Below are 24,230 nucleotides of genomic sequence, written 5' to 3' on the forward strand. Positions count from 1 at the left end.
TCACCCTTTGATGAAGTGGGTCTCCATACGCCTCTGGAACCGCGTTGCCGCAAGGATGACCGCCGCCACCAGGGAAATCACGAGCATACCGGCGAAGCTGCCGGTCACCGGATTCAGATCCAAAAGTCCGGAAAGACCCTTGAAGGCCCAGGTAGACGTGGTGAATCCCAGACTGGTGGTGGCCGAGAAGATACCCATCACCAGCGGGTACCGCCTGGGAGAGGTCAGATTGGACAGAAGGAAGGGGCAGGTGGCCATGATGATGGCACTGCCCGACCCCACCAGGAAGGCGGACAGACAGACCAGGGGGAATGAGCGGGTGACCAGGAAGAGGATCGCACCCACGGACATCAGGGCAAAGGCGGCGGGAATCGTCCATTCGCGGAGCAGACGCCGGATGCCGTTGATGCTGAGACCTATCACGACGGACGACCCCGTATTGAACATCAATGCCAGACCTGCCGCACCGGTATCTCCCAGGCCGTAACGGGTTATGTAGACCGCCAGCTTGTTGTAAAGAACGGCCACCAAAAAGATGCTGAGGAATCCTATCAGTACGCAGGAGACGATACCCCACCAGTATTGCTGTCCAACTTCGGATGTGGGGGAATCCGAATGGTAGGTTTCCGTTTCGTCCTCCTCGACCGTGCCCACATTGGGAACCAGGAAGAAGACCATGATCAGGGCAGGCAGGGCAAGTAGATACAACCAGTAGTTATGGAGCCACCCGCCCTTGGCCAGGAAACCGCCCAGAGCAAGGATGAGCATGGATGAACCATCCTGGACAGCCAGAACCACCCCCATGAGTCCGGCCAGCCGATCCCCCCTGAAGAAGCGCGCCGAAAGGCTGGGAAGGATCGTCGTCGTGATGCCCACACCGAACCCAACCACCAGGGCGAAGACGAGAAGCTGGTTGACGTTGTCATGGATGAACAGGGGAAGCAACCCGCCTAGAGCGATGCAGAAACAGCTGATGCAACCGGCGGTCCTGAACCTCATCCAGGTCATGAGCTGACCAAAGAGGAGGGCGGAAACGATCGCGGCCGACGCCCCTACCGACACCACCGATTCCACCGTGGATGGGTCGGCGTGAGGGAAGGAGGCCTGGATGGCTGCGACCGAGGGCGAGATGACGGAATCGAACCGCGACATGACCGCCAAGGCCATGATTCCTGCAAGAATACCCAGATTCCGACGGGTAAACACCCTGCCCGACACGTCCCCCGACGTCCGTTTCCCCTCGCTCATCACCTTCTCCAATCTCAGCTTGCCCGAGACAGTCTACCCCAGGGCCAGAGCCGGTCCCAGGGCGATGCGGAAACAGTTGGTTGCAGAAGGTGATGGACCTGCAGATCCGTCCATCAGGCCTTGCTGTCACCCGGTCAGGGATGCAGCCCGGAACCCCTGCCTGCCACGAAGGCACCCAGATCGTTCGGGCCGAGGCCGACGTAGCTGTCAATGGAGGCGAATTGCGGGCCATCGACACGTGGATTGGGGGTGACTCCGGTGAAGGCAATCGTTGTAGCACCGGAAGCAACCGCCGAGCGAAGGCCCGTCGCCGAATCTTCGAAGGCGATGCAGGCGGACATGCAATCGGCTTCTTTTATACCCGCAAGTTTCGCCGCATACAGATAAGGAGCCGGATCAGGCTTCTGTGACAGCCCGTCATCGCCGCAGACGAAATCCACAAATGCACCTCGGGGCGCCTGCTCAACCACCGCCCGGGCCATGCGCCGCGGTGATGTGGTGACCAGAACAGAGGGGACACCTGATCGCGACAGGGCCTTCAAGAGGTCGAACACCCCACTGATCCAAGGCATACGCTCCTGTTCCTTGCGGGCAACACCATCGATGAGCATACCGGGGATATCCTCCTCGGGAACCTGTAGCCCATGCTCCCTGAGAAGTCGCGCAACCTGGGGAAGCGGTTTCCCCGACACCTGCCACCCCATCTCCTCGTTCCAGTACCCGCCATACTGCTGCGTCAGCTCTATCTCCACCTGGTGCCAGTACGGCTCCGAATCGATGAGGGTACCGTCCATATCCCAGAAGACAGCCAGAGGGAGCCCATCCCCGTCCATCCTGCCAGAGCAGCGGGTACCACCCCTTGGTGAACCGGAGATTTCACATGCTTCTACAGACTCGCCGCCGGGTATGGGTACTTCGCTCTGCCAGTCGTTTTCCATACTGACAGCTTATCGACAGGACTCACCACCCCGGCCCCGGTCCGCTCCCGCTTCCAAGCAAGGACGTGAACCGGACCACCACGATTCCTCAGTCAGTTGACGTTGCCGAATACCTGGTTGCTGAGCTCCTTACGGAGGGTTTCATACTCGGTGATCTTGCCCAGAAGGTCGAACTTCTCCTGCCCATCCGGCAGTCGGTTCATCTGGTGACGGGCGGCCGAAATCAACCGCATATAGGTGGCATCAAGAAGCCTGGCCAGAAGTTCCGAGGCGTATTGCCGCTCTTCTGCGGTGGCCTCTCTGAGCTGTATGGCCGCAGCGTTCGCGGCAGGCTCCGCTTCCTGACCGGCACCCGGACCACCGGCAGGACCGACGCGGCCCGATACCGGAGACTGCGTATCCTTGTCGGGAGCAGCCAATGGCAGGGGCATGACCGCCAGCTCATTGATGGCGGATTCCAGCAAGGGCCCAGCCTCCTTGCTCAGATTGTGCATCCATAGACCCTGTGGGGTGTCTGCGGCTGGCAGCCCGCCTGCGGCTTCCACAGCTTGATAGAGGGTGCGGAAGATGGGAACCACGAAGCTGTCGACGCTCAGCTGGCTATACACATCACGATTGACGGCGCGAGGTATCTGAATCAACAGACCCATGAACTGCTGCTCGCAGATAAAAACGGAATCGTCAATCCTGTAGTATCCCTGGTCGGCCGCATCCTTCTTCTCCAGCTCCCGGCGACGCGCAGACTCCTCGTAGGGATTCCGGTCGGACAGCTCCCTCCCAGCATTGCCGTACCGGGGCTGCCTGATCGCATAGGCGCTCTGGTCGTGTATGCGCATACTCCGCCGAGCGGCACTGACCTCCTGTTGAAGCAGGTCCAGATCCACACCGATTCTGCGGGCCGCCTTCCGGGTATAGATGCCCACCAGCGACCGGTCCCTGATCTGGGCGATGATAGGCGCCACGGCCTTGACCGCCCCTATCTGCCCGGTCGTGTACTGGGTATCGAACATATCAACGGCCGAATCAATCACAAAATCATAGAGGGGCCTTGCCTCGTCCACCAGGGACTTGACCGCCTGGTCTCCATGCTGGATACGCAGATCACAGGGATCCAGGTTGTCCCGCGCCACAGCCACGAAGGTCTGGGTGAGGAAGCTGCCGTCAAGCCCGAAGGCGTGGAGGGCGGCCTTCTGCCCCGCTGCGTCCCCGTCAAAGGTGAAGACCACACGGGAGCCCCGGACGGGCCCCACCAGCTGAATCGCCCCCAGGGCATCGTCGGAAATGAGCCGTCGGACTATCTTGGCATGGTCCTCCCCAAAGGCCGTTCCGCAGGTGGCCACAGCAGTATCGACACCGGCAAGGTGGCAGGCCATGACATCGGTGTACCCCTCGACGATGACCACCTGGCGCTTCTTGACGATGGCATCCTTGGCCAGGTCGATACCGTAGAGAACCTGGTTCTTCCGGTAGAGCTGGGTATCGGGGGTGTTGATGTACTTGGCGCCGATGCTGTCATCCTCGAAGAGCTTGCGGGCACCGAACCCCAGAGTGCGGCCCGTCGAGTCACGAATGGGCCAGGTCACCCTGCCGCGGAAGTAGTCATAGATACCGCGCTGACCCTGTCTGGCCAGTCCCGCATCCAGCATCTCCTGCTGAGTGAATCCCTTGGTGGAGAGGTGACGAACGAGGTTGTCCCAGCCGCGAGGGGCGTAGCCACACCCGAAATGGGTGCTGTCAGCCTGGGTGAAGGTTCGCCCCGCCAGGAGCTTGCGGGCGGCCAGGGCCTCCTTGGTCATGATCTGTGAGACGAAGAACCGCTGGGCCTCTTCGTTGGCCTCCAGCAGGCGGGCCCTCTTGGACCCCTTCCGTTGTTCCCTGCGGTCATTGTCGTAGTGAAGCTCGATGTGGTACTTGTCCGCCAGGATTTCAACCGCATCACCGAACTCTACGTTCTCTTCCCGCTCGACGTAGGTGAAGACATCCCCACCCAAGCCGCAACCGAAGCAATGCCAGACCCCCATGGAGGGTCGGACCGAAAAGGAGGGGGACTTCTCATCGTGGAAGGGGCACAGACCCACGTATGTCCCCGAGCCCGAGGGCTTCAAGGTCACACTCTCGGATACGATTTCATACAGGTCGGCCTTGGCCCGCACCTTCTCGATGTCTTCTTTCTTGATCAGTCCTGGCATATACTCCAGACTAGCCGTGGCGCGGGAACTGGTTCGAGACGACGAGGAAACAGTAGGGGTCCCAGGCCTGTCGAACCTACTGGCAGATGATGGAATGGAGCGACAAGGCCGAGCCATCGGTCAGCGAGGCCACCTGATCGACGGCCACGCGGAGACGTTCGTCGTCGGATCCAGCCTTTACCCAGTCCTCCAGGAAGACCGTCTCCAGCGCATCCGAGGGGTTGGGGGAATCAGCCATCATGACCTCCACCAGGTCGGTGATGATTTTCAGCTGTTCTTCATGGAAGGGCTCGTGTTCCCTGGGCTCCATGGCGAAGTAGACGGCGATCCCCTTCAGTGCCACGATTTCGTAGGATGTTCCCTCGGGGATGACCACGGTGGCCGAGTACCGCGTAAGAGGACCTTGCCCGTATTTCTGACGGGTGGCGGCCTCAACAGACCCCGCAAACCGTCCTATCAGGGCACTGGTCATGTTCTTGAGCTGGGCCAGGGACCGACGCGAACCGTCGAAATGCAGGGGAAGCATGGCCTTCATCCTCCCCAGGGCCTGCACAAGCAAATCCGCATCCCAGCGCTCGCCGTACCAGGACCGAGCAGCGGCGACCACCCCGTCCATGACTCTCGGGTCGGCCAGGGCAAGTGGATCGAATGAGCCCATGACGATGGCATCCTCCACGTCATGCACGCTGTAGGCGATGTCGTCGGACAGGTCCATGACCTGGCATTCCATTGGTGTCGTATTGACGGGCGCGTCCCGCTTGAGCCAGGCAAAGACCTCCTCATCATCGGGATAGACACAGTACTTGGCAGACCGCTCCCCCTTGGGATGCTTGGCCGCATCGGCCAAGGTCCAGGGATACTTGACGGCGGCATCCAGGGCCGCCCTGGTCAGGTTGACACCGGCACTGCGGCCATCAGGATGAAAGACCTTGGGTTCCAGTCTGGTCAGGAGTCGCATGGTCTGGGCGTTTCCCTCGAATCCCCCGATGGAGGAGGCGATGGAGGAAAGCGCCCGCTCTCCGTTGTGCCCAAAGGGCGGGTGACCCAAATCGTGCGCCAGGCAGGCACAATCGACCACATCGGGGTCGCAACCCAGCATGGTGCCGATTTGGCGCCCTATCTGGGCGACCTCCAGAGTATGGGTCAGACGGGTCCTGACGAAATCATCGGTTCCCGCCACCAGAATCTGGGTTTTGGCTCCGAGGCGGCGCAGGGCGGAGGAATGGACCAGCCGTGCCCGATCACGTTCGAAGGCTGTACGGGAGTTGGATTTTGGAGGCTCCGGAGCCCAGCGCTCCTCATCGAAGGCCGTGTAGCCCTCATCACTGAGGCGCTGCCTTCCACTGATTTCCATCCGGGTGGGCCTCCTTCCGAACCAAAACAACCGTCAGTCTTTTGCGAGTCGGCAGAAACATCACCTGCCCTATCCCCTACCGATGTTCCAATTGTCCCCCATTCGGTACGGGAACCACAACTCGGAACCAGATGGCGCTCCGATAGAGAGGACCACCTGCCGGAAGTCTAGGCCACCGTCCATTACCGGGTATTTCGAAACGTGGGGGGTCTCGATCAGTCCAAGAATTCAGTCCAGCGAATCGACAACCACCAGTTCTGTGGGAACATTGCCCGCTGTGGCCTTGGAATAGGGGCAGAGTTCCTGGGTCCTGTCAACCAGGCGCTGGGCCGTCTCCTGGTCAATGCCGGGCAGGACCACCTCGATTCTGGCCTTGATACCGAAGGATTCGCCCTCGTCACCCAGGGAGATATGGACCCTGACCTTGCTCTGGGCCAGTTTGGTGGCCGCCACCCTCAGTTCCTTGCCGGCCAGCCCCATGGCACCCTGGAAACATGCACCCCACCCTATGGCAAACAGTTGCTCGGGGTTGGTTCCGTTTTCCTGGCCTCCCATGGCCTTGGGAGTGTCCAGATCCAGGGCGAGATCAGGGTTGTGGCTGACCGCATGACCATTACGGCCTCCGGTGATGTCGGCAACCGCCGTGTACGAAATGCTGCTTGGTTCCTTACCTGCATATGTGCTCATGTCCTCATCTCATCATGCCGACGGGAGCTTGGCAAGGATATCAGGGAACGATTCTCCCGTCCGGGCAAGGATTGTGGGACATCTCACCAAATCAGAACGGCTCAGCAACAATCGGGCCGAGACGGACACCACCGGCTGGTCATCTTTACCAGGTGGGAGATTCGAGCCGGATCATCAGGTATGACCGTAAGTCTCAGAGGATGGTGGCCGGGTCCAGGAGGTGCATATCCTCGGGGCGGATGACTTCGAAGGCATGCAGATAGAGTCTGGGTATCCGGTTGCGCAGGCAGGTGAAGATCTCATAACTGATGGTCCCCGCCGCCCTGGCCCAGTCGTCGGCGGTGGGCTCGCAGAAGGACTCACCTCGCCCGGGTCCGAACAGGACCACCGTGTCGCCCTCCCCAACCCCCAGGGTCACGGCCTTTCCCTCCAGGTCCAGAACGCACTGGTCCATGCAGACCCGACCCGAGACTCGCACAAGACGTGGCCCCTGCTTGGTCATCAGTCGAACCGGACCACCTTGGTGGATGGTTCCGGTGGAACCCTCGACATCGAATCCTGATGCGGATCGGTGAATGCCATCCGCGTACCCCAGGGGCAGGATGGCCGTAGAGGTATCGGAGCTGGTCAAATAGGTGCGACCGTAGGAGACCCCGTGCCCGGCCTCCAGATCCTTGACCGTACTCAGCTGAGCCTGGAGGGTCATGGCGGGTTTGAGACCATAATCAGCGGACCTGCCCATGGATGGGTCAGGCTCGTACCCATACATACCGATACCAGGGCGGGTCAGTTCGTAGTGGATATCGGGACGGCTCAGGGTTGCGGCGGTATTGGCCAGATGACGAATCATCGGCCTCATTCCAGCCGCGGTCAGGCGACGGACGAACTCCTCGAAGGAGGCGATCTGAGCGTCGGTCGAGGCAACGAAATCGGGGACGTCCGGCATATCGGCCACTGCCAAGTGGCTGAAGAGCCCGACGACGTCGAGGACACCCTCGGCAGCCAGGGGGCCCAGCTCTTCCAGGGCCGAGTCGAAGGTTTGCGGCGTGAACCCATTACGGCCGAAACCTGTATCGACTTTCACATGTATCCTGGCCGGCATGCCGACCCGCCTGGCCGCCTCCTCCACCCGATCGATGATGTGCAGGGAACCAACAGCCAGATCGATGTCGGCGCGAATGAGGTCATCCAGGGGGGCCTTGTCGACGTTGTACATCCAGGTCAGTATCCGGCACCTGTCCGGACCGATACCCGCCCTTCGAAGATGAAGGGCCTCACGGGGCTGGGCGGTTCCGAGCCATGTGGCACCTCCCGCGAGCGCGGCCAAGGCGGCCGGTATCAGACCGTGACCGTAAGCATCGGCCTTGACCACACCCATGACCTGCGCACCGGACCCGGACTCCCCGACCCTGCTGACCAGCTCCCCCATGTTGGCCTTGAGGGTTGCAAGGTCGACGATGACCTGGCCGGGATAAGCCTCCAGGGCCTTCTCGTAGTTATCTCGGCCGGCATCCGAAGAGAAGTCCCAGGACGGTGCTGCATTCAAACTCATGGGACCATTGTGCGACAGGCCTGAGTCAAAAAGTGCCGGCATGGTCCATACCCTGACCATACCGGCACTTGCCGTCCCGTGGACCACAGACCCTCCGGGAGAGGAGGGGGACCGTGATTCTCTTGCTTTACACCGTCCACGACTTCCGCTTATCGGGGCATGAACGGCACATCATCCTTGCTGCCTTCGTTTATACGGAAAGCAGTTGCCTGGCTGTGTCCTTCGGACCGCAGACGGTGCCGTCCGTAACGTCATGGCGCTGATACGCAAGCCTCACCTGGTCGATATCCTTGTTCTGCGGCATGACGATGTTTCCGCACTTGGTGAATCCGTGGGTCTCAAGGATGTGCTGCATGGCATAGTTCTTCATTCCGGTATCAGCACGAACGTTCTCGAAATGGCGCATACTCCAGCTCAGCAGGTCGTGGGCTGCATGACGTCCCAGACCGGAGGAGGCCACCCGGTGGATGGTGGTGTAGGGCTGGTCGTCCAACCACTCCCCGTCGATGACCTTGTAGTCAGGATCCTCGTCATGGAAGATGGCGAAGACACCGATGATGCGCTCGTGCTCGCCGCGATGCTCGTCCAGCTCAGGTTCCGGGTAGTCCGGATCCTCGGGTGGGTCGACCAGGGCCGCCGCATCATCCACCAGGAGGAGGGTGTGCCCTCCCTCGATGTCCGCCTGGATACGTTCAGGCAGCGGATACTTGTCGCCCCACTGGCGTGGATTGCCGGTTTCGGCCATCTTCTTGCGGGCATAGGCATAGACCGCCATGATGGCATCGAAGTCATCCATGGTGGCATGGCGAATCCAACGAGCCGTTTCCATCTCGTACCTGCGCACTCTTGGCACCTCTTTCCTAACCTGAGAGGCAGGGGTTTCCAGGCCCCTGCGCTTTGCCGAAGTATGAGTGTAACCAATGGCAAGTCGTAGGAAAACTACTACGCATTGAGCGAATCGGGGAATACTCCGGCTCATTCCGTGTTCCAATGGCCCGCGGAAAGACCCGGGACGATCGGCACTCAGGGCAAGCCAGCAACCGCATACTCCGGCTTAGCGCAGCAGGAAGCGGCATACCCCCATATACGTCATCAGGCACAAAAAACCGGGACCTTCGACGGTCCCGGAATCAAATCTCTGCCGAAGTCAGACCAGCTTGCGCTCGTAGGGGTCGGAGCTGATACCGGCGTCCACGATGTCGCGGCTCCACTGCTTGGCGGAGAAGAGGGAATGGTCACGGTAGTTGCCGCAGGAGGTGATTTCCGTACCGGGCACATCATCCCAGGTGGCCTTCTCTGCGATGAACTCCAGGGACTCCTTCAGTGCCTTGGCGACTTCCTCGGTGGAATGACGACCCCAGGCCAGGAGATGGAATCCAGTGCGGCAACCGAACGGTGAGCAGTCGATGTAGCCGGGAATCCGTTCACGCAACAGCACGGCGATGGTGTGCTCGATGGTGTGGAGGCCTCCGGTCGGTATGGCGTTCTCGTTGGGCTGGACCAGGCGCAGGTCATAGTTGGAGATAATGTCGCCCTTGGGGCCCTCCTCCTCGTCAATCAGACGGACATAGGGGGCCTTGACCTTGGTGTGGTCAAGTTCGAAGCTCTCGACTACAGGCTTGTCGTCCATATTCGTTTCCTTTCCTGCCAGCCGCCCCCAAATGGAAGGCGACTCTGATGAAATCGTATACGTTTCATGGTAGGCCGACCGGTCTATCTGCCTCTTCGTCCATCTCTGCGTCTCTTAACCCTCAACCCCGCCTTCGGTGGAGAAATCGGCGATGGCCTTCATGAACCGGGTACCATACTGCTCCAGCTTGTGCTGCCCCACACCGTTGACCGCCAGGAAGGCAGCATCATCGGTGGGACGGAGCCGGCACATATCTCGCAAGGCCTTGTCGGAGAAGACGATGTAGGGAGGTTTCCCTATTTCCCTGGCTATGACGGTTCGCAGATCGCGCAACTTCTGGAAGAGTTCTTCATCAGCGGGGCTGACATCGCCGACCCCGGCCTGGTCCAGGCCGTCCTCCCCCATCATAGAGGAGGGGGCATCGCCCAAGGAGGAACTGGCGCCGTAAACCCTACCGGTATCCTGGTCGTCCACGGCAACAGCCACTCCCCGCCGCTCCGTCCGCTTGATTTCATAGTGGAAGTCGGGAGCGACCGTCTGCGCGGCCTTGGGGCCGAAGTGGACCATGGGCAACCGGCCTTCGGTGATATTCAGGTACCCGTCCGAGGCCATCTGGTTGAGAACATCGCGGATTCGCGCCTCCGGAACTGAGGAAAGGGCCCCGTAGCTGGGGCATCGGTCAAGTCCACGCCGAAGGAGGTCCTGCGACCGCGACCCCCGCAGTATCTGGGTGATCTTCCCCGATCCGAACCCCTGGTTGACATCATGCACACACCTGCTGATGGCGCGGGCCACGTCGCTGACATCGATGGTCTCGAAGGTGCTCAGACAGTTGGAGCAATTACGGCAACCATCCTGGCCTGACCCTTCTTCACCCTCCTCGCTCCCCGCTCCGGAGCGTCCGACCTGGGCGGATTCCCCCTTGTCGGCGGCGGCAGGCGACGGACCGGCGGCGGCCTGTGCCATCTCCTCACCGAAGTACCGCAGCATGTACTGGTGCAGGCAGCCGGTGGTCCGGCAGTATCCGATCATGACATTGAGCAGACGCCGGTGCTCGGCCCGGACCGCTTCGGCCTGGTCACCGGTCAGGCGGTCATTCCCGCTGTCCATGTCGAGCAGCCGCCTGCGCGTGACTATGTCACTCTCATTCCAGAGCAGGGAGCATCTGGCGGGCTCCCCATCGCGTCCGGCCCTGCCCGCCTCCTGGTAGTAAGCCTCGATGCTCTCCGGCATATTGTGGTGTATCACATATCGCACATTGGACTTGTCAATGCCCATACCGAAGGCGTTGGTGGCCACAACCACCTGCACCTTGTCGTTGACGAAGTCCCGTTGCGCTCGCTCCCTGTCCTGGGCATCCATGCCTGCGTGGTAGCTGACGGCACTAATGCCGACCTTGGTCAGGTCATCGGCCAGGGCTTCGGTCTCCTTACGGGTGGCGCAGTAGACGATGCCCGATTCGTCCTGGTGCTTCCGGGCGTACCGGGCAACCCAACTGTTCTTGTGTTTGGTCTCCAGCTTGATCACATCAAAGAAGAGGTTGGGACGATCGAACCCCGTCACCGCCACATAAGGGTCGTTCAGGCCCAGCATGTATACGATGTCGCGACGCACCTTCTCGGTGGCCGTGGCGGTGAAGGCCGCAACCGTCGGCCTCTGCGGAAGGGACCTGATGAAGTCGCCGATACCCAGGTAGGAGGGACGGAAGTCCTGTCCCCACTGGGATACACAGTGGGCCTCGTCCACAGCCAGTAGGGATATCCTCACACGCTGGGCGAAGTCCCTGAACCTGGGGGCGTCCAACCGTTCGGGGGCCACATACAGGATCTTGCTCCGCCCCTGTGCCGCCTGGGCCAGAGCGAGGGCCTGCTCATCCATATCCTGGGTGGAGTTGACGAATGAAGCCTGAATGCCGGCATCCTCCAGCCCATCCACCTGATCCTTCATCAGGGAGACCAGGGGCGATATGACGATGGTCAAACCATCCAGCAGGGTGGCTGGAATCTGATAACAGATGGACTTGCCGGCCCCGGTCGGCATAACACCCAGGCAGTCCTGCCCACCCAGGATGGCCTTGACCAGGTCCCCCTGACCCGGCCTGAAGGACTCATACCCGAAATATCGCTTCAGCGCCCGTCCTGCATCCTCTATGTCCACCATGATTCTCCAGTCTATTGCCTCGCCGGGAGTGACGCAGTGGGCGAAATGACCATGTGGTCAACCTCCATCGGGACGGATCCCTGAGCGGCTGCCCGCCAGCGTCCCGCCAACTCACGTATGGACGGAATCTCGGGCGGAGCCAATCACATGGTCGCCGCAGCAACGAGCTGCCGGGTATAGGACTCTCCGGGATGGGCAAGTATGGCCTCCACAGGCCCCTCCTCCACAACCACTCCCCGACTGAGCACCATGACCCTGTCCGCTATGTGCTGGACCACGCCCAGGTCGTGGGAGATGATAATCATCGCCATCGCGTCGGATGAACCGGACTGCTGCCTGGACTCGGCCATGACCGATTGGAGCGTGTGAAGAATCCCCACCCTGGCCGAAACATCAATGGCGCTCATCGGTTCATCGGCCAGAAGGATTCGCGGCTTCGCGATCAAGGCTCTAGCCACGGCAGCCCTCTGGGCCTGTCCACCGGAAAGGTCCGCCGGGTAGGCGGCCATGACCCGGGCCGGATCGAGCCGCACCCGGGACAGGACATCGGCAACCTCATCGACGACGTTCTCTTCGACACGACGGCGACCCCAGCCGGGCCCACCATCCCTCCTTTCCGCAGCCAGAAGGGGTTCCGCAACCGAGCGGCCGATGGTCCACCGGGGATCAAGGGAGGTGAAGGGGTTCTGGAAGACGAGGGCGGAGTCCCGGGCGAGGGACCTGGCGGACGACGACCCATCCTGGACGGGCACCCCCCGGTATGTCACCTGTCCCGCATCCGGCCTCAACTGGCCCAGAAGAAGGCGGGAGAGGGTGGTCTTGCCCGAACCTGACTCACCGATGACCGCCAGACACTCCCCGGGGGAGAGGGAGACATCGATTCCCGACACCGCGGCCTTCCCGACCTTCCCATGACCGACCGAGGGATATGTCTTGGTCAGCCCGCTCCCAACCAGAATCGGATCAGGAGTGGAGGAGACAGAGGGCGAAGACCTGACAACCTCGGAATCTGCCATACCTGACAAGCCCGCTCTTTCATGCCTGTCCACGGCTGTCTCCTTCCCCGACCGGGACCACAGCGATACCTGGCCCGGGTTCGGGCTTATCGCCGAGTCCGCTCTCACCCGTACCGAGAGTCAGCTCTTTGGCCGCCTGCACCAGGGCCATGCCCTGATGGCTGGAGGGGTTGCACAGGACACTTCGGGTTTCTCCCTCTTCGACCACACGACCGGCATCCAGGATGTAGCAATAATCGGCAACCCTGGTCAGGACGGAGAAGTCATGGGTGATGAAGAGAAGGGAGGCCCCGCTCCTCTCGGCCAGGGAGACCAGGAGGTCCACAATCTGCCGCTGGGTGATGGCATCCAGGGCCGTGGTCGGCTCGTCGGCCAGAATCAGTCGCGGTCTGGTGACCAGGGCCGTGGCGATGGCCACACGCTGCTGCTGACCACCGGACAGCTCATGCGGATACGAGCCGGCCAACGATTCATCCAACCCGACCTCAGTCAGCACCTCCGCGACCCGCCTGCGTCGTTCCCCTGCATTCAGACGGTAGTGACGGCGAAGGGGAAGCTCGATTTGGGTACCGACCGGTCTGATCGGGTTCAGGGCCATCGATGGATTCTGGAAGACCATCCCCACCCGTGAGCCACGCATGTCCGCTAGTGAGAGATCATCCGAACCCACAACCTGGAATCCGTCTACCAGGATGGAACCCGACAAGGATGCCGTCAGGGGCGCGGTCCCCAGGATGCTCCGGGCAATCATCGATTTCCCTGAACCCGAGGAGCCGATCAGTCCCACCCGCTGCCCGTCCGCCACCTTGAGGTCCACCCCGTCAAGGATGGAATGCCCGTTGATGGACATGGTGAGACCTTCAATCTTCAGCGACATCACAGCCTCCTTGGGTGGAGTGATCCGCACGACCGTCATGGACAGCCGGCCTGGAGGTCGAGTCGGCATGGACGCAGCCTTCAGGGGCCTCCCAACTCCTGGACCGGTGGAGGGGCCGGTTGGCAGAGGCCACGGCGGCCCTGAGGCCGGGGTTGGTGACAGGATCGATGGCGTCACGCAGGGCATCACCGAAGAGATTCAGAGCCACCACGACCATGGTGACCACCAGCCCGGGCCAGACCACGGTCAGGGGGAAGATGTCGATGAACCTGACCGACGTAGACAGCGAGTGCCCCCAGGATGGCAGACCCGATGGAACGCCCACACCAAGATAGGTCAGACCCGACTCGGCCAGGACAGATGTCCCCGCCGACATGGAGAGCTGAACGCAGAGAACCGGAACAATATTGGGCACCAGATGGGTGAAGAATATCCTGACGGACCCCACCCCGCTGTGCCTGGCGGATTGCACATAATCCGATCCTGCCACCAGAAGGGCCTGCGGTCGCACGATTCGAGCCAGATTGAGTCCGTAGCCTATTCCACAGGCCACAATGACGACAGCCATACTGGGCCCCAGGGGGACCGCCAGAATCAGGGCGAGAAGGACCGTAGGCAGGGAAATCAAGGCATCCACCAGGACCACGACCGCCTCGGAAAACCCCGAATGGCGTGAAACCATGGCCATGACCAGGCCAAGCCCCAGCACACCCGACAGGAGAACCGACAGGAGGCTGATGACCAGGTTGGTCGCCGACCCCGCCATCAGCCAGGAGAGGATGTCGGCCCCGGTGCCATCCGTGCCAAGGAGATGGGCACTATTTGGGGTCTGCCAGATTCGGTAGCCGTCAGTGGCCCAGACAGGGACCGGTGTCCAGAATCGGGAAATCAGGGAAACCAGAGCCCAGATTGCCAGGACAATCAGGGAATACCGCCCCGAGGCCTTCTTCCACATAGTGCCCAGAACAACCCGGGTCCGTCCGGAAAAGCCCAGATGACCGGGAAAGACGGAGGTCCTTCCACAGTGTCCCTTGCCTGCATATTCCGTCTTCATCAGGCATCCACCTCCTGCCCGACCGCGCCTCGCAGCCGCGGATCAATCAATCTATGGGCAACATCCACCAGCAATCCCAGAAACAGGAAAAAGACCGCCAGGAGGAAGAGTTCCGACTGGACGGCCGGAAGATCACGATTCCCGACATCGGTGACCAGCATGGAACCCAGCCCCGGCAGGGCGAACAGGTTCTCACTGACCATGACCCCGGTAATCATCTCGGCCATGGTCAGCCCCACAACGGAAACCAGCTGCGGCGAAGCCACCCGCAGACCGATACGGAGGGCGGCCTGGGTCCGTGTCATCCCACAGGCCATACCCATGTCCACATATCCGGAGGAGAGCATGTCACCCAGGAGGGAGCGCGTGTATCGCATAATGCCGGCACCCACGATGATGCCCGTTGACAGGGCAGGCAGGATGAGGGATTCCAGGGCCCGTCCCGGCTGGCCCCAACCCTGGATGGGGAAGCCCTGGGATGGAAGGAGACCGACCAGACCGCCCCCCTTGGAGAAGAGCATGATGAGAAGCAGGCCGGACCAGAGGGCCGGAACGGCTCCCCCTACGATGGCGACCATATGGCTGATGGACCTCATCCTCGGACTCCGTGCCAAGGCCGAGGCACAACCCAGGGGAATACCCAGCGCAAGGGCGACGACCAGACCGCACAGGATGAGCGGAAAAGTGACCTGGGCCCGCTCCCCTACCTGGGCGGCGACCGGACGACCAGTCAGGAGGGACCGCCCAAGGTCCCCATGAATCAGCCCGTTCGCCCAATCCAGGTATTGCCTGGGATAGGAATGATCCAGCCCCATCTGTTGCCTCAGCGTCTCCACCCGCTCGGGAGGGGCATTCAGCCCGGCCATCACTGATGCCACATCGCCCGGCAGGATACGTAGCGCAGCGAACACCAGGATGGAGATGAACACCAGCGCCAGAGCAAAAAGAGCCAGGCGCCTGGTCAGGAATCTCACCATGGTCAATCCCTCCGATAGGTCAGGTCCGAGAGGGGCAGGAGGGACTGGTTCAGATTGACCGGGAACCCCTCAAGACCCTGATGCCAGGCTGTGGTGATCCGGTAGTTGAAGAGCCAGTCGGCCGCAGCATCCTCGCTGACCCTGCGCGCAGCCTGGGTCAGGAGTTCTTGCGAACGTTCCTGCGAGACCGTATCCATGGCCCGGTCGTAGAGCCGGCGCACTTCGGGCGAATCGTAGTTGTAGTAATAGGTCGGCGTGGCCCATTGATAGAAATCGTGACTCTCACCGTGGTCGACCAGGGAGAGATCGTAGTCCTTGTTGGCATGAACATCCTGGAGCCAGACCGAGAACTCGACCACCCTGACGTCCAGCTCGATGCCGACGACCTTGAGCTGCGAGCGCAGCTGATCCCCCAGCTCGGTGCCGTAGGTATTGGCATACGTCAACCGCAATCGCAGAGGATGCCCCGGCCCGTAACCGGCCTCGCCCAGCAACTGGCGGGCCTTGTCGGGGTCATGGGGGAAAAGGCCTGTCAGATCCTCATATCCCGGGTCCAGGGAGGGGATCGGCCCTCCCATGGCCTTGTCGACACCGCCACGGGAGGCAATCAGCTGCTCATGGTCGATGGCATACCGGATGGCCTGACGGACCCTGATATCGGAGGTCGCCTCCCCCTTGCCGTTCATGGCCAGGACGAACTTGTCCGTGTCCTCCCCCGTCCGAACTTGGAAGGAGGGGTCTGACCGGAAGGGGCCGGCCAGGTTGGCGGTGATGGGTGCCAGAGCCTGCACATCCCCGCTTCGCAGGGCGTTGACGGCGGCATTGTCATCGGTCAGATACCGTATCCGGATGGTCCTGGTCTTGGGTTTCCTGTCCCCCCAGTAGTGGGGGTCTGCCTTGAGAAGGACCGAGTCGTTGGGGCGGAAGGTCTCGATCAGATAGGGACCTGATCCCTGGGCTGCGGTCTTCATGTCATAGGTGGCCTGGCGGTCGAAGACCAATCCCGCCCGTCCGCTCAACTCCCAGAGCAGGTATTGGTATGGCCGGGTCAGCCGCAGTCTGACCGTTGTGGCATCGACCCGCTCGATGGACCTGTAGTTCTTGAGCATTTCGCTGCCCTGGTAGTGGTGGTCCATGAGCTCCTGCAGGGACCAGACCACGTCATCCGCATCAAGGGTGTGCCCATTTGAAAAGTGCATCCCCTTGTGCAGGTGGAAGACGTACTCCAGCCCGTCCTCGGAGATGTCCCAGTCCTTGGCCAGACCGGGAATCACCGTGTTGTTCGAATCCCGGGCGACCAGGCCTTCGTAGACGTTCCCAATCAGGAGCTGGTCCAGGGCGGTCCCCGATTGGTTGCGGATGTCCAGGTTGCCGGGAGCCAGCTTCAAACCAATGCTGATTGAATCGACCAGGCCCCCCTCGGTCCGGTCCAAGCGCCCCCCGCTATGGCCGGTCCAGAGCGAGACCAACAGGCCCAGCGCCAGGACCAGGCTGAGCAGTTTCCAGGGCAGAGGATTGCCGTAGGACGACATGGGCCGGTACGCTTCGTTCAGGGTCGGATCGGTGCTTGGGCCCGGACGACTCTCGGCACCCGTCCCCCGACTTAGCGGGTCATGGTTTTTATCTGCTTCGGTCGCGCTGCCAGGAGCATGCACGCCGGGTTCATCTGGTCTCATTACCTGTGTTCCTTGCGAATTCCGGTTGACCGCCATACTGGTCGATCACCACTGACCAGCATAGCCCCGAAACCCGGCGGGAACAGGATTGCGGCGACATGACCGCACCCGTCCCCCTATGATGGAATCGGAACCAGGGGATGAAGCCGTCCAAGAGGTCGGCACCCGTTCAGGGAATCCAACCGAATGGCAAGGGAGACGAGCATGCTGGTGGCCGTGGATATTGGCAACACGAACATCGAGGTCGGATTCATGGAGGGGGGCCAGGTCAGGGACTCCTACCGCCTGATCACCCATACGGATCATACGGCCGACGAGTTCGGACTCATGCTCACCCAATACCTGGCCATGGCCGGATACCGACCCGAGGATGTGGATGACGCCGTCATCTCCTCGGTCGCGCCCGATGTCATGCACCCCCTCAAGGCCTGTCTGACCAAGTTCTTCGGCATTGAACCCCTGGTGGTCGGCCCCGGGGTCAGGACGGGCATGAATATCCGCCTGGACGACCCCCGCTCCCTGGGTGCGGACTGCCTGGCCGATTGTGTCGGCGCCTACCGGGTCTATGGCGGACCTGTCCTGGTGGTGGATTTCGGTACGGCCACCACCTTCAATTACGTCGACGCCAAGGGGACGATCAGATCAGGGCTGATTACCGTAGGGATACGTTCCGGGGCCAGGGCACTCTTCGAGAAGACCGCACAGCTGCCCCAGGTCGAGATAACCCGCCCGGATACCATCCTGGCAACAGGTACCAGGACGGCCATGCAGGCGGGTCTCTACTACAACTTCCTCGGCGGCCTGGAGCGTATCATCACCCAGTTCAAGACCGAAATCAGTCAGGATTTCCAGGTGGTCGCCACCGGAGGCATGGGTCGCAGCTTCTCACAGGACACTGACCTGATCGACGTCTACGACCCTGAACTCATTTTCAAGGGCATGGCCTATATCCACGACCTCAATGCCGACGGGTGACCACCTTTTCAACCAGGACGCCGTTCACATCCAGGGTGGCCGTCTTCGCGTCCGTATCCTCCCAGGCCAGGGATGCCGCCAGGACGCTCCCCTCCCGGTCGACCTGGACCTGGTGATGGGAGCGGTTGAAAAGGAAGACGAACCGGTTGCGTCCGTCCTCGCTGACCCGCTCCACCCGCAGGACATCACCGCGGGCCTCATCGGCCTCCTGCAGACCCTCCACCTTCAGGGCCTTCAGAAGTTCAGGCAGGGTCTTTTTCAGACCTTCACGCCCCAGCCTGCACCCAAGATAGGCCGCCTTCCCCTGCTTCCAATCATGCAGGGTCAGGGCCGGGATGCCATCCATACCCGTCCATGAATCCGCCTGGTACCGGGCCAGGATACGGGTGTCATCGGATATGGAGGCGATGACGTCGGCCCAGTCATGAGCCACCGTTCCGTTGGTCAGGTCAAGGTGGTCCATGCCGCCTTCGACGTGCTGATCCATGGGGGCGAACTCTTCGATTTTGATACCCAGCAGATCCCGGATGGACCCGGGGTATCCACCCAGCCATATGCGGTCATGGGCGTCGCTTATGCCGCTGAGATAGGTGACGATGACCTTTCCGCCCTTGGCTACGTAGTCATGCAGCCTCTCCGAGTTCTCCCTGCTGAGCAGGTAGAGGGAGGGCAGCACGACCAGCGGGTAGGTATCCCAGTCGGAACGAACCGGCACCACGTCCGCCCTGATGCCCAAGTCCAGAAGGGCGCGGTACCAATCCAGCGGCTCGGTGCCATGACTGACGTTCTTGCTGGGAACGGACGAGTGTTTGCTGGCCCACTCACTCTCATAGTCGAGAACCACGGCCACCGGAGACTTGTCGAGCACGGTTCCGGCAAGCCCGGCATCGGAGAAGCCGACCAGATCGTTGCCCAGCTCGCAGACATCACGGAAGACCTGCGAGTCCTCGCCGGCGTGGGGCACCATGGCCGAATGGAATTTCTCCGCCCCGGACTGGGACTGACGCCACTGGAAGTAGCAGATGGCGTCCGCCCCCAGTGAGAGGTGGGCAAGGGCATCCCTGACAAGCTGCCCCGGCTCCTTGCGGAAGTTGATAGGCCGCCAGTTGACCGCCGAGGTGGAGTGCTCCATGAGCCACCAGGGTTTGCGCCTGGCAATGGAGTCAACCAGACCGGAGGAGTAGGTCAGCTCGTCCAGGTGGGATTCACCCGGCATGAAGTAGTGGTCGTTGGAGACGAAGTCCACCTGGGGTCCCCAGTCGTCATAATCCATGATGAATCCCTCGGAGCTGACCATGAAGTTGGTGGTCAGGGGGATGTCCGGGGTGATCTTGGCCAGGGTGTCGCGCTCGGCCATGAAGAACTCCTTGAGGGCGTCTGAGCTGAACCGCTCGAAGTCCAGGAGCCGACCCGGGTTCTGGAAGTTCCCCTCACCGATGTACCGAGGCGGGAGTATCTGCGAAAAATCGTTGAGCCGCTGTGCCCAGAAGGAGGTGCCCCAGGCCTCGTTGACGGCGTCGATGGTGCCGTAACGATGCTTGCACCAACGCTGGAAGGCGCGCATGGCATCATCCGAATAATCGAAACGATTGTGGCAACCATACTCATTGCCCACGTGCCAGGCCACCACATAGGGGTTGTCCTTGTAATGCTCGGCCATGGCCTTGCAGAGCTTCAGGGCATATGTGCGGAATACGGGCGACGTGGGCCGCCAGTGCTGACGTGCCCCGGGCCAGACCGTATCGCCGCGCTCGTCCTTCCAGAGAATCTCCGGGTGTGACTGGGTCAGCCAGGCGGGCGGGGAGGCCGTGGCGGATGCCAGGTTGACCCCGATACCGGCCTTCCCCAGCTTGGCGATGATCCTATCAAGCCAATCGAAGTCGAACACGCCCTCGGAGGGTTCTATCCGCGACCAGGAAAAGACCGCCAGAGCCACCACGTTGACCCCGGCCTGGTTCATAAGGCGGATATCCTCATCCCAGACCTCCTCAGGCCATTGGTCCGGGTTGTAGTCACAGCCATACCACAGTTTGGATGCCTGCTTTTTGAGATGGCTGGGCCACCGGTAGGGACGACGTTCGGGTTTGCTCATGGAATGAAACCTCCTGGATGCTCTTCATCGCTGCACTGTCCGGGCTCCTGATAACCATCCCACGACCCCATCCTCAGGGTTTGGCATGGTCACGACCTTGTATCGGATGCCACTCGTTCATTATGACCTGAGTTTGAGACGAAGCCGAGCGGTACGCTGGAGAAGAACAAACGCTCATGACCTGAGTAAGGATCGACAAAAGCCAGGGAGCGCGCAACCAGCTGAAGAGGGTTGCTGAAGTCGTCGTAAGGGCGCTCCAGGACGCGGGGATACAGGTCGTCACCGACGATGGGAAGTCCCAGGGAGTTCATATGAACCCTCAGCTGGTGGGTCTTCCCCGTTCGCGGATGGAGGGTATAGGCGCCCACCAGCCCGGAGGATGACCTGAACACCGGTCCCCTGCCGGCAGTCGACTCGATACGGGTCTCGGCATTGACCCTGCCGGGCACCTCGAAGGCTTGCAGCCGACCACGATCCTTGACGATGTGCGACCGGCGCAGGAGTGGAAAGGGACGGGGCCGGTTCAGACCGGTCACGGTTCCTGTCACCGGCCGGCGGACCGGACGGACCGGGGCAAGGCACTCATAGGTCTTCCTGACGCGGTGCTCCTGGAACAGCATCTGATAGGCCCCTCGGGCCGCAGGGTCCCGGACGAAGACCAGGACCCCGGCCGTTGCCCGGTCCAGGCGGTGAGCCGGAGTGATGCCGTTCTCGCCGCTCATCTCCCTGAGTCTGATGAGAGCCGTGCTCCTGTACCACATCCCCCGTGGGGTGGTGGCCAGGAAGTGCGGCTTGTCGACAACGATGATTCTGGAATCCTCATAGAGGATGGGCATGTCGAAGGGAATATCCGGTTCGTCCAGAACCCACCGATGGGGCCGCTCGGGCACCGGATGACCTCCCCTACTCGACGGTGACGGACTTGGCCAGGTTCCTGGGCTTGTCCACGTCCAGACCCTTGAGTTGGGCCATGTCCAGCGCGAAGAGCTGCAGGGGGACCACATCGACCAGGGGGCTCATCAGGGTCGGGCACTGAGGCCTGCGGAAGACCACATCCGCATACCGTCCGGCATCCTCGTCACCCTCCTCGGCCACGGCGATGGTAAAGGCACCGCGCGCCTTGACCTCCTCGATGGCCGAGATGACCTTGCTGTGGAGAACATCCCGTCCGCGCGGACTGGGAACAATCACCACGACCGGCTCCCCCGGCTCGACAAGGGCGATGGGGCCATGCTTCAATTCCCCGGCCGCAAACCCCTCGGTGAAGGTGTAGGCGATCTCCTTGAGTTTCAGGGCGCCCTCCATGGCTACCGGGTAGCCCACATGACGACCCAGGAAGAGGAAGGAACGGGCATCGATCATCCGTGCAGCCGTCTCCTGCACCTTCTCCGACTGGGTGTCGAGGACCCACTGGATCTTGGATGGCATGGCCTTGAGGCTGTCGATGGTCTGATGAATCTCGTCGCGGTACATGGTCCCTTTGACCTGGGCCAGGTAGAGACCCAGGAGGTAGGCAGCGACGATCTGGGCCAGGAAGGCCTTGGTGGAGGCCACGGCCACCTCGGGCCCGGCATGGGTATAGAGCACGGCATCGGATTCCCGGGGAATCGTGGACCCCTGGGTGTTGCAGATGGCCAGGACCCTCGACCCTTGCTCCCGGGCGTGCCGCAGTGCCATCAGGGTGTCCATGGTCTCTCCGGACTGGGAGATGGCCACGACCAGGGTTCGTGACGTCAGAATCGGGTCCCGGTAGCGGAACTCATGGGCCAGCTCCACCTCCACCGGTATCCGAACCCAATGCTCGATGGCGTACTTGGCCACCAGTCCGGCATAGGAGGCCGTGCCGCAGGCCACCACGATGATCTTGTCTATCTGACGGAAGACGTCGGCATCGATGTGGACCTCGTCCAGGTCCAGGTGCCCCTTGTCGTCATACCGTCCAAGGAGGGTGTCGGACACGGAGGCCGGATCCTCATGGATCTCCTTGTCCATGTACGACTCCCAGCCGCCCTTATCGGCAGCCGAGGCATCCCAGTCGACCGTGTAACGGCGAGGTTCGGGGACGGGCTCCCCCATGAAATCGGTGACGATGACCGAATCGGCGCTGATGCAGACCGCCTGGTCCTGGCCCAGCTCCAGGGCCTCCTTGGTGTAGGCGACAAAGGCGGCCACGTCGGAACCCAGGAAGTTCTCCCCGTCGCCCAGGCCCACAACCAGCGGAGAGTCGTGCCGGACCCCGACAACCAGGTCGGGTTGCCGACTGTCGACGACCAGGATGGTGAAGGCGCCCTTGAGCATCCGGGCCACACGACGGGTGGCCTTGAAGATGTCCGGAGCCCCCTCGGCATCGATGATCTCCTGGGCGGCCTTGCCGATGAGCTTGGCGGCCACCTCGGTGTCGGTGGCGGAGACGAATGTGTATCCTTCGGTCTGCAGGTCCAGACGAAGCTGCGAGGCGTTTTCGATGATCCCGTTATGGATGATGGCGACCTTGCCGTCCCGGCTCTGGTGGGGATGGGCATTCAGGTCGGTCGGTTCACCGTTGGTGGCCCAGCGGGTGTGACCGATACCCACGGTTGCGTCAGGCAAGGGGGATTTCTCGATGTCCGCAAGGAGGTTCTTCAACCGCCCGGCCTTCTTGCGCACCTCGACCTTTTCCATACCGGGGGCCGCCAGGGCCACACCGGTGGAGTCATATCCACGGTATTCGAGGCGTCCGAGGCCATTCAGGCAGACTTCAAGTGGCCTTCCACAGGCCGCATGAACCGATCCGGCATATCCAACGATTCCACACATGGTCCACTAGTCTAGCCAGGTGCCTGGGCGGCCCCGCCGTCCAAGGGTCTTCTTGCCCGAATTTCTACAAGCCCGCACCAGACCAAAGGCATCGGAATAAGGAACGGCCCGGAACCCCACAAGGAACAACCAAACCGCTTAGCGATCCGCTCCTCCTTACAGAACGGTATCGAGGAAGCTTCGGAAGCGGTCCGTGGCAGGATGGTCGATGATCTTCGGACCGCCCTGCTCTACCACCACACCCTCGTCCATGAACACGATCTGATCGGCAACCTCACGGGCGAAGCCCATTTCATGGGTGACCACAACCATGGTCATTCCCTCGCCGGCGACCTGGCGCATAACGCCCAGGACCTCCCCGACAAGCTCGGGATCCAGGGCACTGGTTGGTTCATCGAAGAGCATGATGTCAGGGTGCATGGCCAGGGCCCTTGCAATGGCCACCCTCTGCTGCTGACCGCCTGACAGTTGGGCGGGATAGTAGTCCATGCGGTCACCCAGACCGACCCGGTCCAGCTGGACCTCGGCCTCCTCATGCGCCTTGGCCTTGGAAACCCCTCCGACATGGACGGGAGCCTCCATGACGTTGCCTAGGGCTGTCATATGGGGGAAAAGGTTGAACCGTTGGAACACCATGCCAATCCTGGCCCGCTGGCGGGCGATGGCCTTATCGTCCAGAGTCTGCAGGACCGGACCATGTGACGTCTCCACCTGCCTGTATCCGGTGAGCTCCCCATTGACGTAGATTTCACCGGCGGTCCTGGTCTCCAGCTGATTAATCATCCTCAGAAGGGTGGACTTGCCCGACCCCGAAGGGCCCAGGATGGCGGTCACCGTGCCCGGCATGACCTCCAGGCTGATTCCCTTGAGCACGTGAAGGTCACCGAAGGCCTTGTGCACGTCCCTGATGATGATGGCCGGCTTTGAAGAGTCCGGCTGCTTCCGATCCTCGCTTTGATCCGTTTTCACGACCGGTCCTTCCGTTTCCTCTGGGTCTTTCCTCATACCC

The 24,230-nt window shown here is 61.6% G+C and carries 19 protein-coding genes; 1 reads left to right on the top strand and 18 read right to left on the bottom strand.

The window, feature by feature from the left end; all coding sequences use genetic code 11:
- The 14 genes from BINDI_RS04900 to BINDI_RS04965 all read right to left on the bottom strand — a co-directional run bounded on the left by BINDI_RS04900 (position 1) and on the right by BINDI_RS04965 (position 17,358).
- A complete protein-coding gene (locus tag BINDI_RS04900; protein WP_081830804.1) occupies positions 1-1,248 on the bottom strand; it encodes an MFS transporter in 1,248 nt (415 codons plus the stop codon).
- Between the two features lie 134 nt (positions 1,249-1,382).
- The gene (locus tag BINDI_RS04905; RefSeq protein ID WP_033490479.1) at positions 1,383-2,081 is read right to left on the bottom strand and encodes an HAD family hydrolase; all 699 of its coding nucleotides are present in this window, start codon (positions 2,079-2,081) and stop codon (positions 1,383-1,385) included.
- A 197-nt stretch (positions 2,082-2,278) separates the two neighbouring features.
- Positions 2,279-4,375, bottom strand: coding sequence for a DNA primase (gene dnaG, locus BINDI_RS04910; protein WP_033490481.1), 2,097 nt, complete (start codon positions 4,373-4,375; stop codon positions 2,279-2,281).
- 76 nt (positions 4,376-4,451) lie between these two features.
- On the bottom strand, positions 4,452-5,729 hold the full coding sequence (locus tag BINDI_RS04915) for a deoxyguanosinetriphosphate triphosphohydrolase (protein ID WP_033490483.1): 1,278 nt from the start codon (positions 5,727-5,729) through the stop codon (positions 4,452-4,454).
- A gap of 228 nt (positions 5,730-5,957) precedes the next feature.
- Positions 5,958-6,416 carry an Ohr family peroxiredoxin gene (locus BINDI_RS04920; protein ID WP_033490485.1) on the bottom strand — a complete coding sequence of 153 codons (459 nt, stop codon included), beginning with the start codon at positions 6,414-6,416 and terminating at the stop codon, positions 5,958-5,960.
- A 193-nt stretch (positions 6,417-6,609) separates the two neighbouring features.
- The gene (alr, locus tag BINDI_RS04925) at positions 6,610-7,968 is read right to left on the bottom strand and encodes an alanine racemase (RefSeq protein WP_033490963.1); all 1,359 of its coding nucleotides are present in this window, start codon (positions 7,966-7,968) and stop codon (positions 6,610-6,612) included.
- 190 nt (positions 7,969-8,158) lie between these two features.
- Complete coding sequence (locus tag BINDI_RS04930) at positions 8,159-8,797, bottom strand: hypothetical protein (RefSeq protein WP_081830879.1); 639 nt, start codon at positions 8,795-8,797, stop codon at positions 8,159-8,161.
- 318 nt (positions 8,798-9,115) lie between these two features.
- Positions 9,116-9,598: an S-ribosylhomocysteine lyase gene (locus BINDI_RS04935; protein ID WP_033490487.1), complete on the bottom strand. Its 483-nt coding sequence runs from the start codon at positions 9,596-9,598 to the stop codon at positions 9,116-9,118.
- Between the two features lie 114 nt (positions 9,599-9,712).
- Positions 9,713-11,758 carry a RecQ family ATP-dependent DNA helicase gene (locus BINDI_RS04940; protein ID WP_033490489.1) on the bottom strand — a complete coding sequence of 682 codons (2,046 nt, stop codon included), beginning with the start codon at positions 11,756-11,758 and terminating at the stop codon, positions 9,713-9,715.
- Positions 11,759-11,901: 143 nt separating this feature from the next.
- Entirely contained in the window at positions 11,902-12,774 is an 873-nt protein-coding gene (locus BINDI_RS04945; RefSeq protein ID WP_051875697.1) for an ATP-binding cassette domain-containing protein, read from the bottom strand.
- A gap of 19 nt (positions 12,775-12,793) precedes the next feature.
- Complete coding sequence (locus BINDI_RS04950; protein WP_052108826.1) at positions 12,794-13,651, bottom strand: ABC transporter ATP-binding protein; 858 nt, start codon at positions 13,649-13,651, stop codon at positions 12,794-12,796.
- Positions 13,635-14,606: an ABC transporter permease gene (locus tag BINDI_RS04955; RefSeq protein ID WP_237742991.1), complete on the bottom strand. Its 972-nt coding sequence runs from the start codon at positions 14,604-14,606 to the stop codon at positions 13,635-13,637. Before BINDI_RS04955 ends, BINDI_RS04950 begins: the two co-directional genes overlap by 17 nt.
- 98 nt (positions 14,607-14,704) lie before the next feature.
- Positions 14,705-15,679: an ABC transporter permease gene (locus tag BINDI_RS04960; protein ID WP_033490968.1), complete on the bottom strand. Its 975-nt coding sequence runs from the start codon at positions 15,677-15,679 to the stop codon at positions 14,705-14,707.
- A 5-nt stretch (positions 15,680-15,684) separates the two neighbouring features.
- Positions 15,685-17,358, bottom strand: coding sequence for an ABC transporter substrate-binding protein (locus BINDI_RS04965; protein ID WP_033490490.1), 1,674 nt, complete (start codon positions 17,356-17,358; stop codon positions 15,685-15,687).
- A gap of 204 nt (positions 17,359-17,562) precedes the next feature.
- Here BINDI_RS04965 and BINDI_RS04970 point away from each other — a divergent pair, with 204 nt between their 5' ends.
- The gene (locus tag BINDI_RS04970; RefSeq protein WP_033490491.1) at positions 17,563-18,333 is read left to right on the top strand and encodes a type III pantothenate kinase; all 771 of its coding nucleotides are present in this window, start codon (positions 17,563-17,565) and stop codon (positions 18,331-18,333) included.
- On the opposite strand, the gene BINDI_RS04975 is transcribed toward BINDI_RS04970, so the two are convergent.
- The 4 genes from BINDI_RS04975 to BINDI_RS04990 all read right to left on the bottom strand — a co-directional run bounded on the left by BINDI_RS04975 (position 18,317) and on the right by BINDI_RS04990 (position 24,190).
- Positions 18,317-20,425 carry a beta-galactosidase gene (locus BINDI_RS04975; RefSeq protein ID WP_033490492.1) on the bottom strand — a complete coding sequence of 703 codons (2,109 nt, stop codon included), beginning with the start codon at positions 20,423-20,425 and terminating at the stop codon, positions 18,317-18,319. The genes BINDI_RS04970 and BINDI_RS04975 overlap by 17 nt on opposite strands.
- 89 nt (positions 20,426-20,514) lie before the next feature.
- Positions 20,515-21,261 carry a pseudouridine synthase gene (locus BINDI_RS04980; protein WP_052108965.1) on the bottom strand — a complete coding sequence of 249 codons (747 nt, stop codon included), beginning with the start codon at positions 21,259-21,261 and terminating at the stop codon, positions 20,515-20,517.
- A gap of 67 nt (positions 21,262-21,328) precedes the next feature.
- Complete coding sequence (glmS, locus tag BINDI_RS04985) at positions 21,329-23,221, bottom strand: glutamine--fructose-6-phosphate transaminase (isomerizing) (protein WP_033490493.1); 1,893 nt, start codon at positions 23,219-23,221, stop codon at positions 21,329-21,331.
- A gap of 156 nt (positions 23,222-23,377) precedes the next feature.
- The gene (locus tag BINDI_RS04990) at positions 23,378-24,190 is read right to left on the bottom strand and encodes an amino acid ABC transporter ATP-binding protein (protein WP_052108967.1); all 813 of its coding nucleotides are present in this window, start codon (positions 24,188-24,190) and stop codon (positions 23,378-23,380) included.
- Positions 24,191-24,230 lie beyond the last annotated feature (40 nt).

The sequence above is a fragment of the Bifidobacterium [indicum] DSM 20214 = LMG 11587 genome (assembly GCF_000706765.1).
GTDB lineage: Bacteria > Actinomycetota > Actinomycetes > Actinomycetales > Bifidobacteriaceae > Bombiscardovia > Bombiscardovia coryneformis.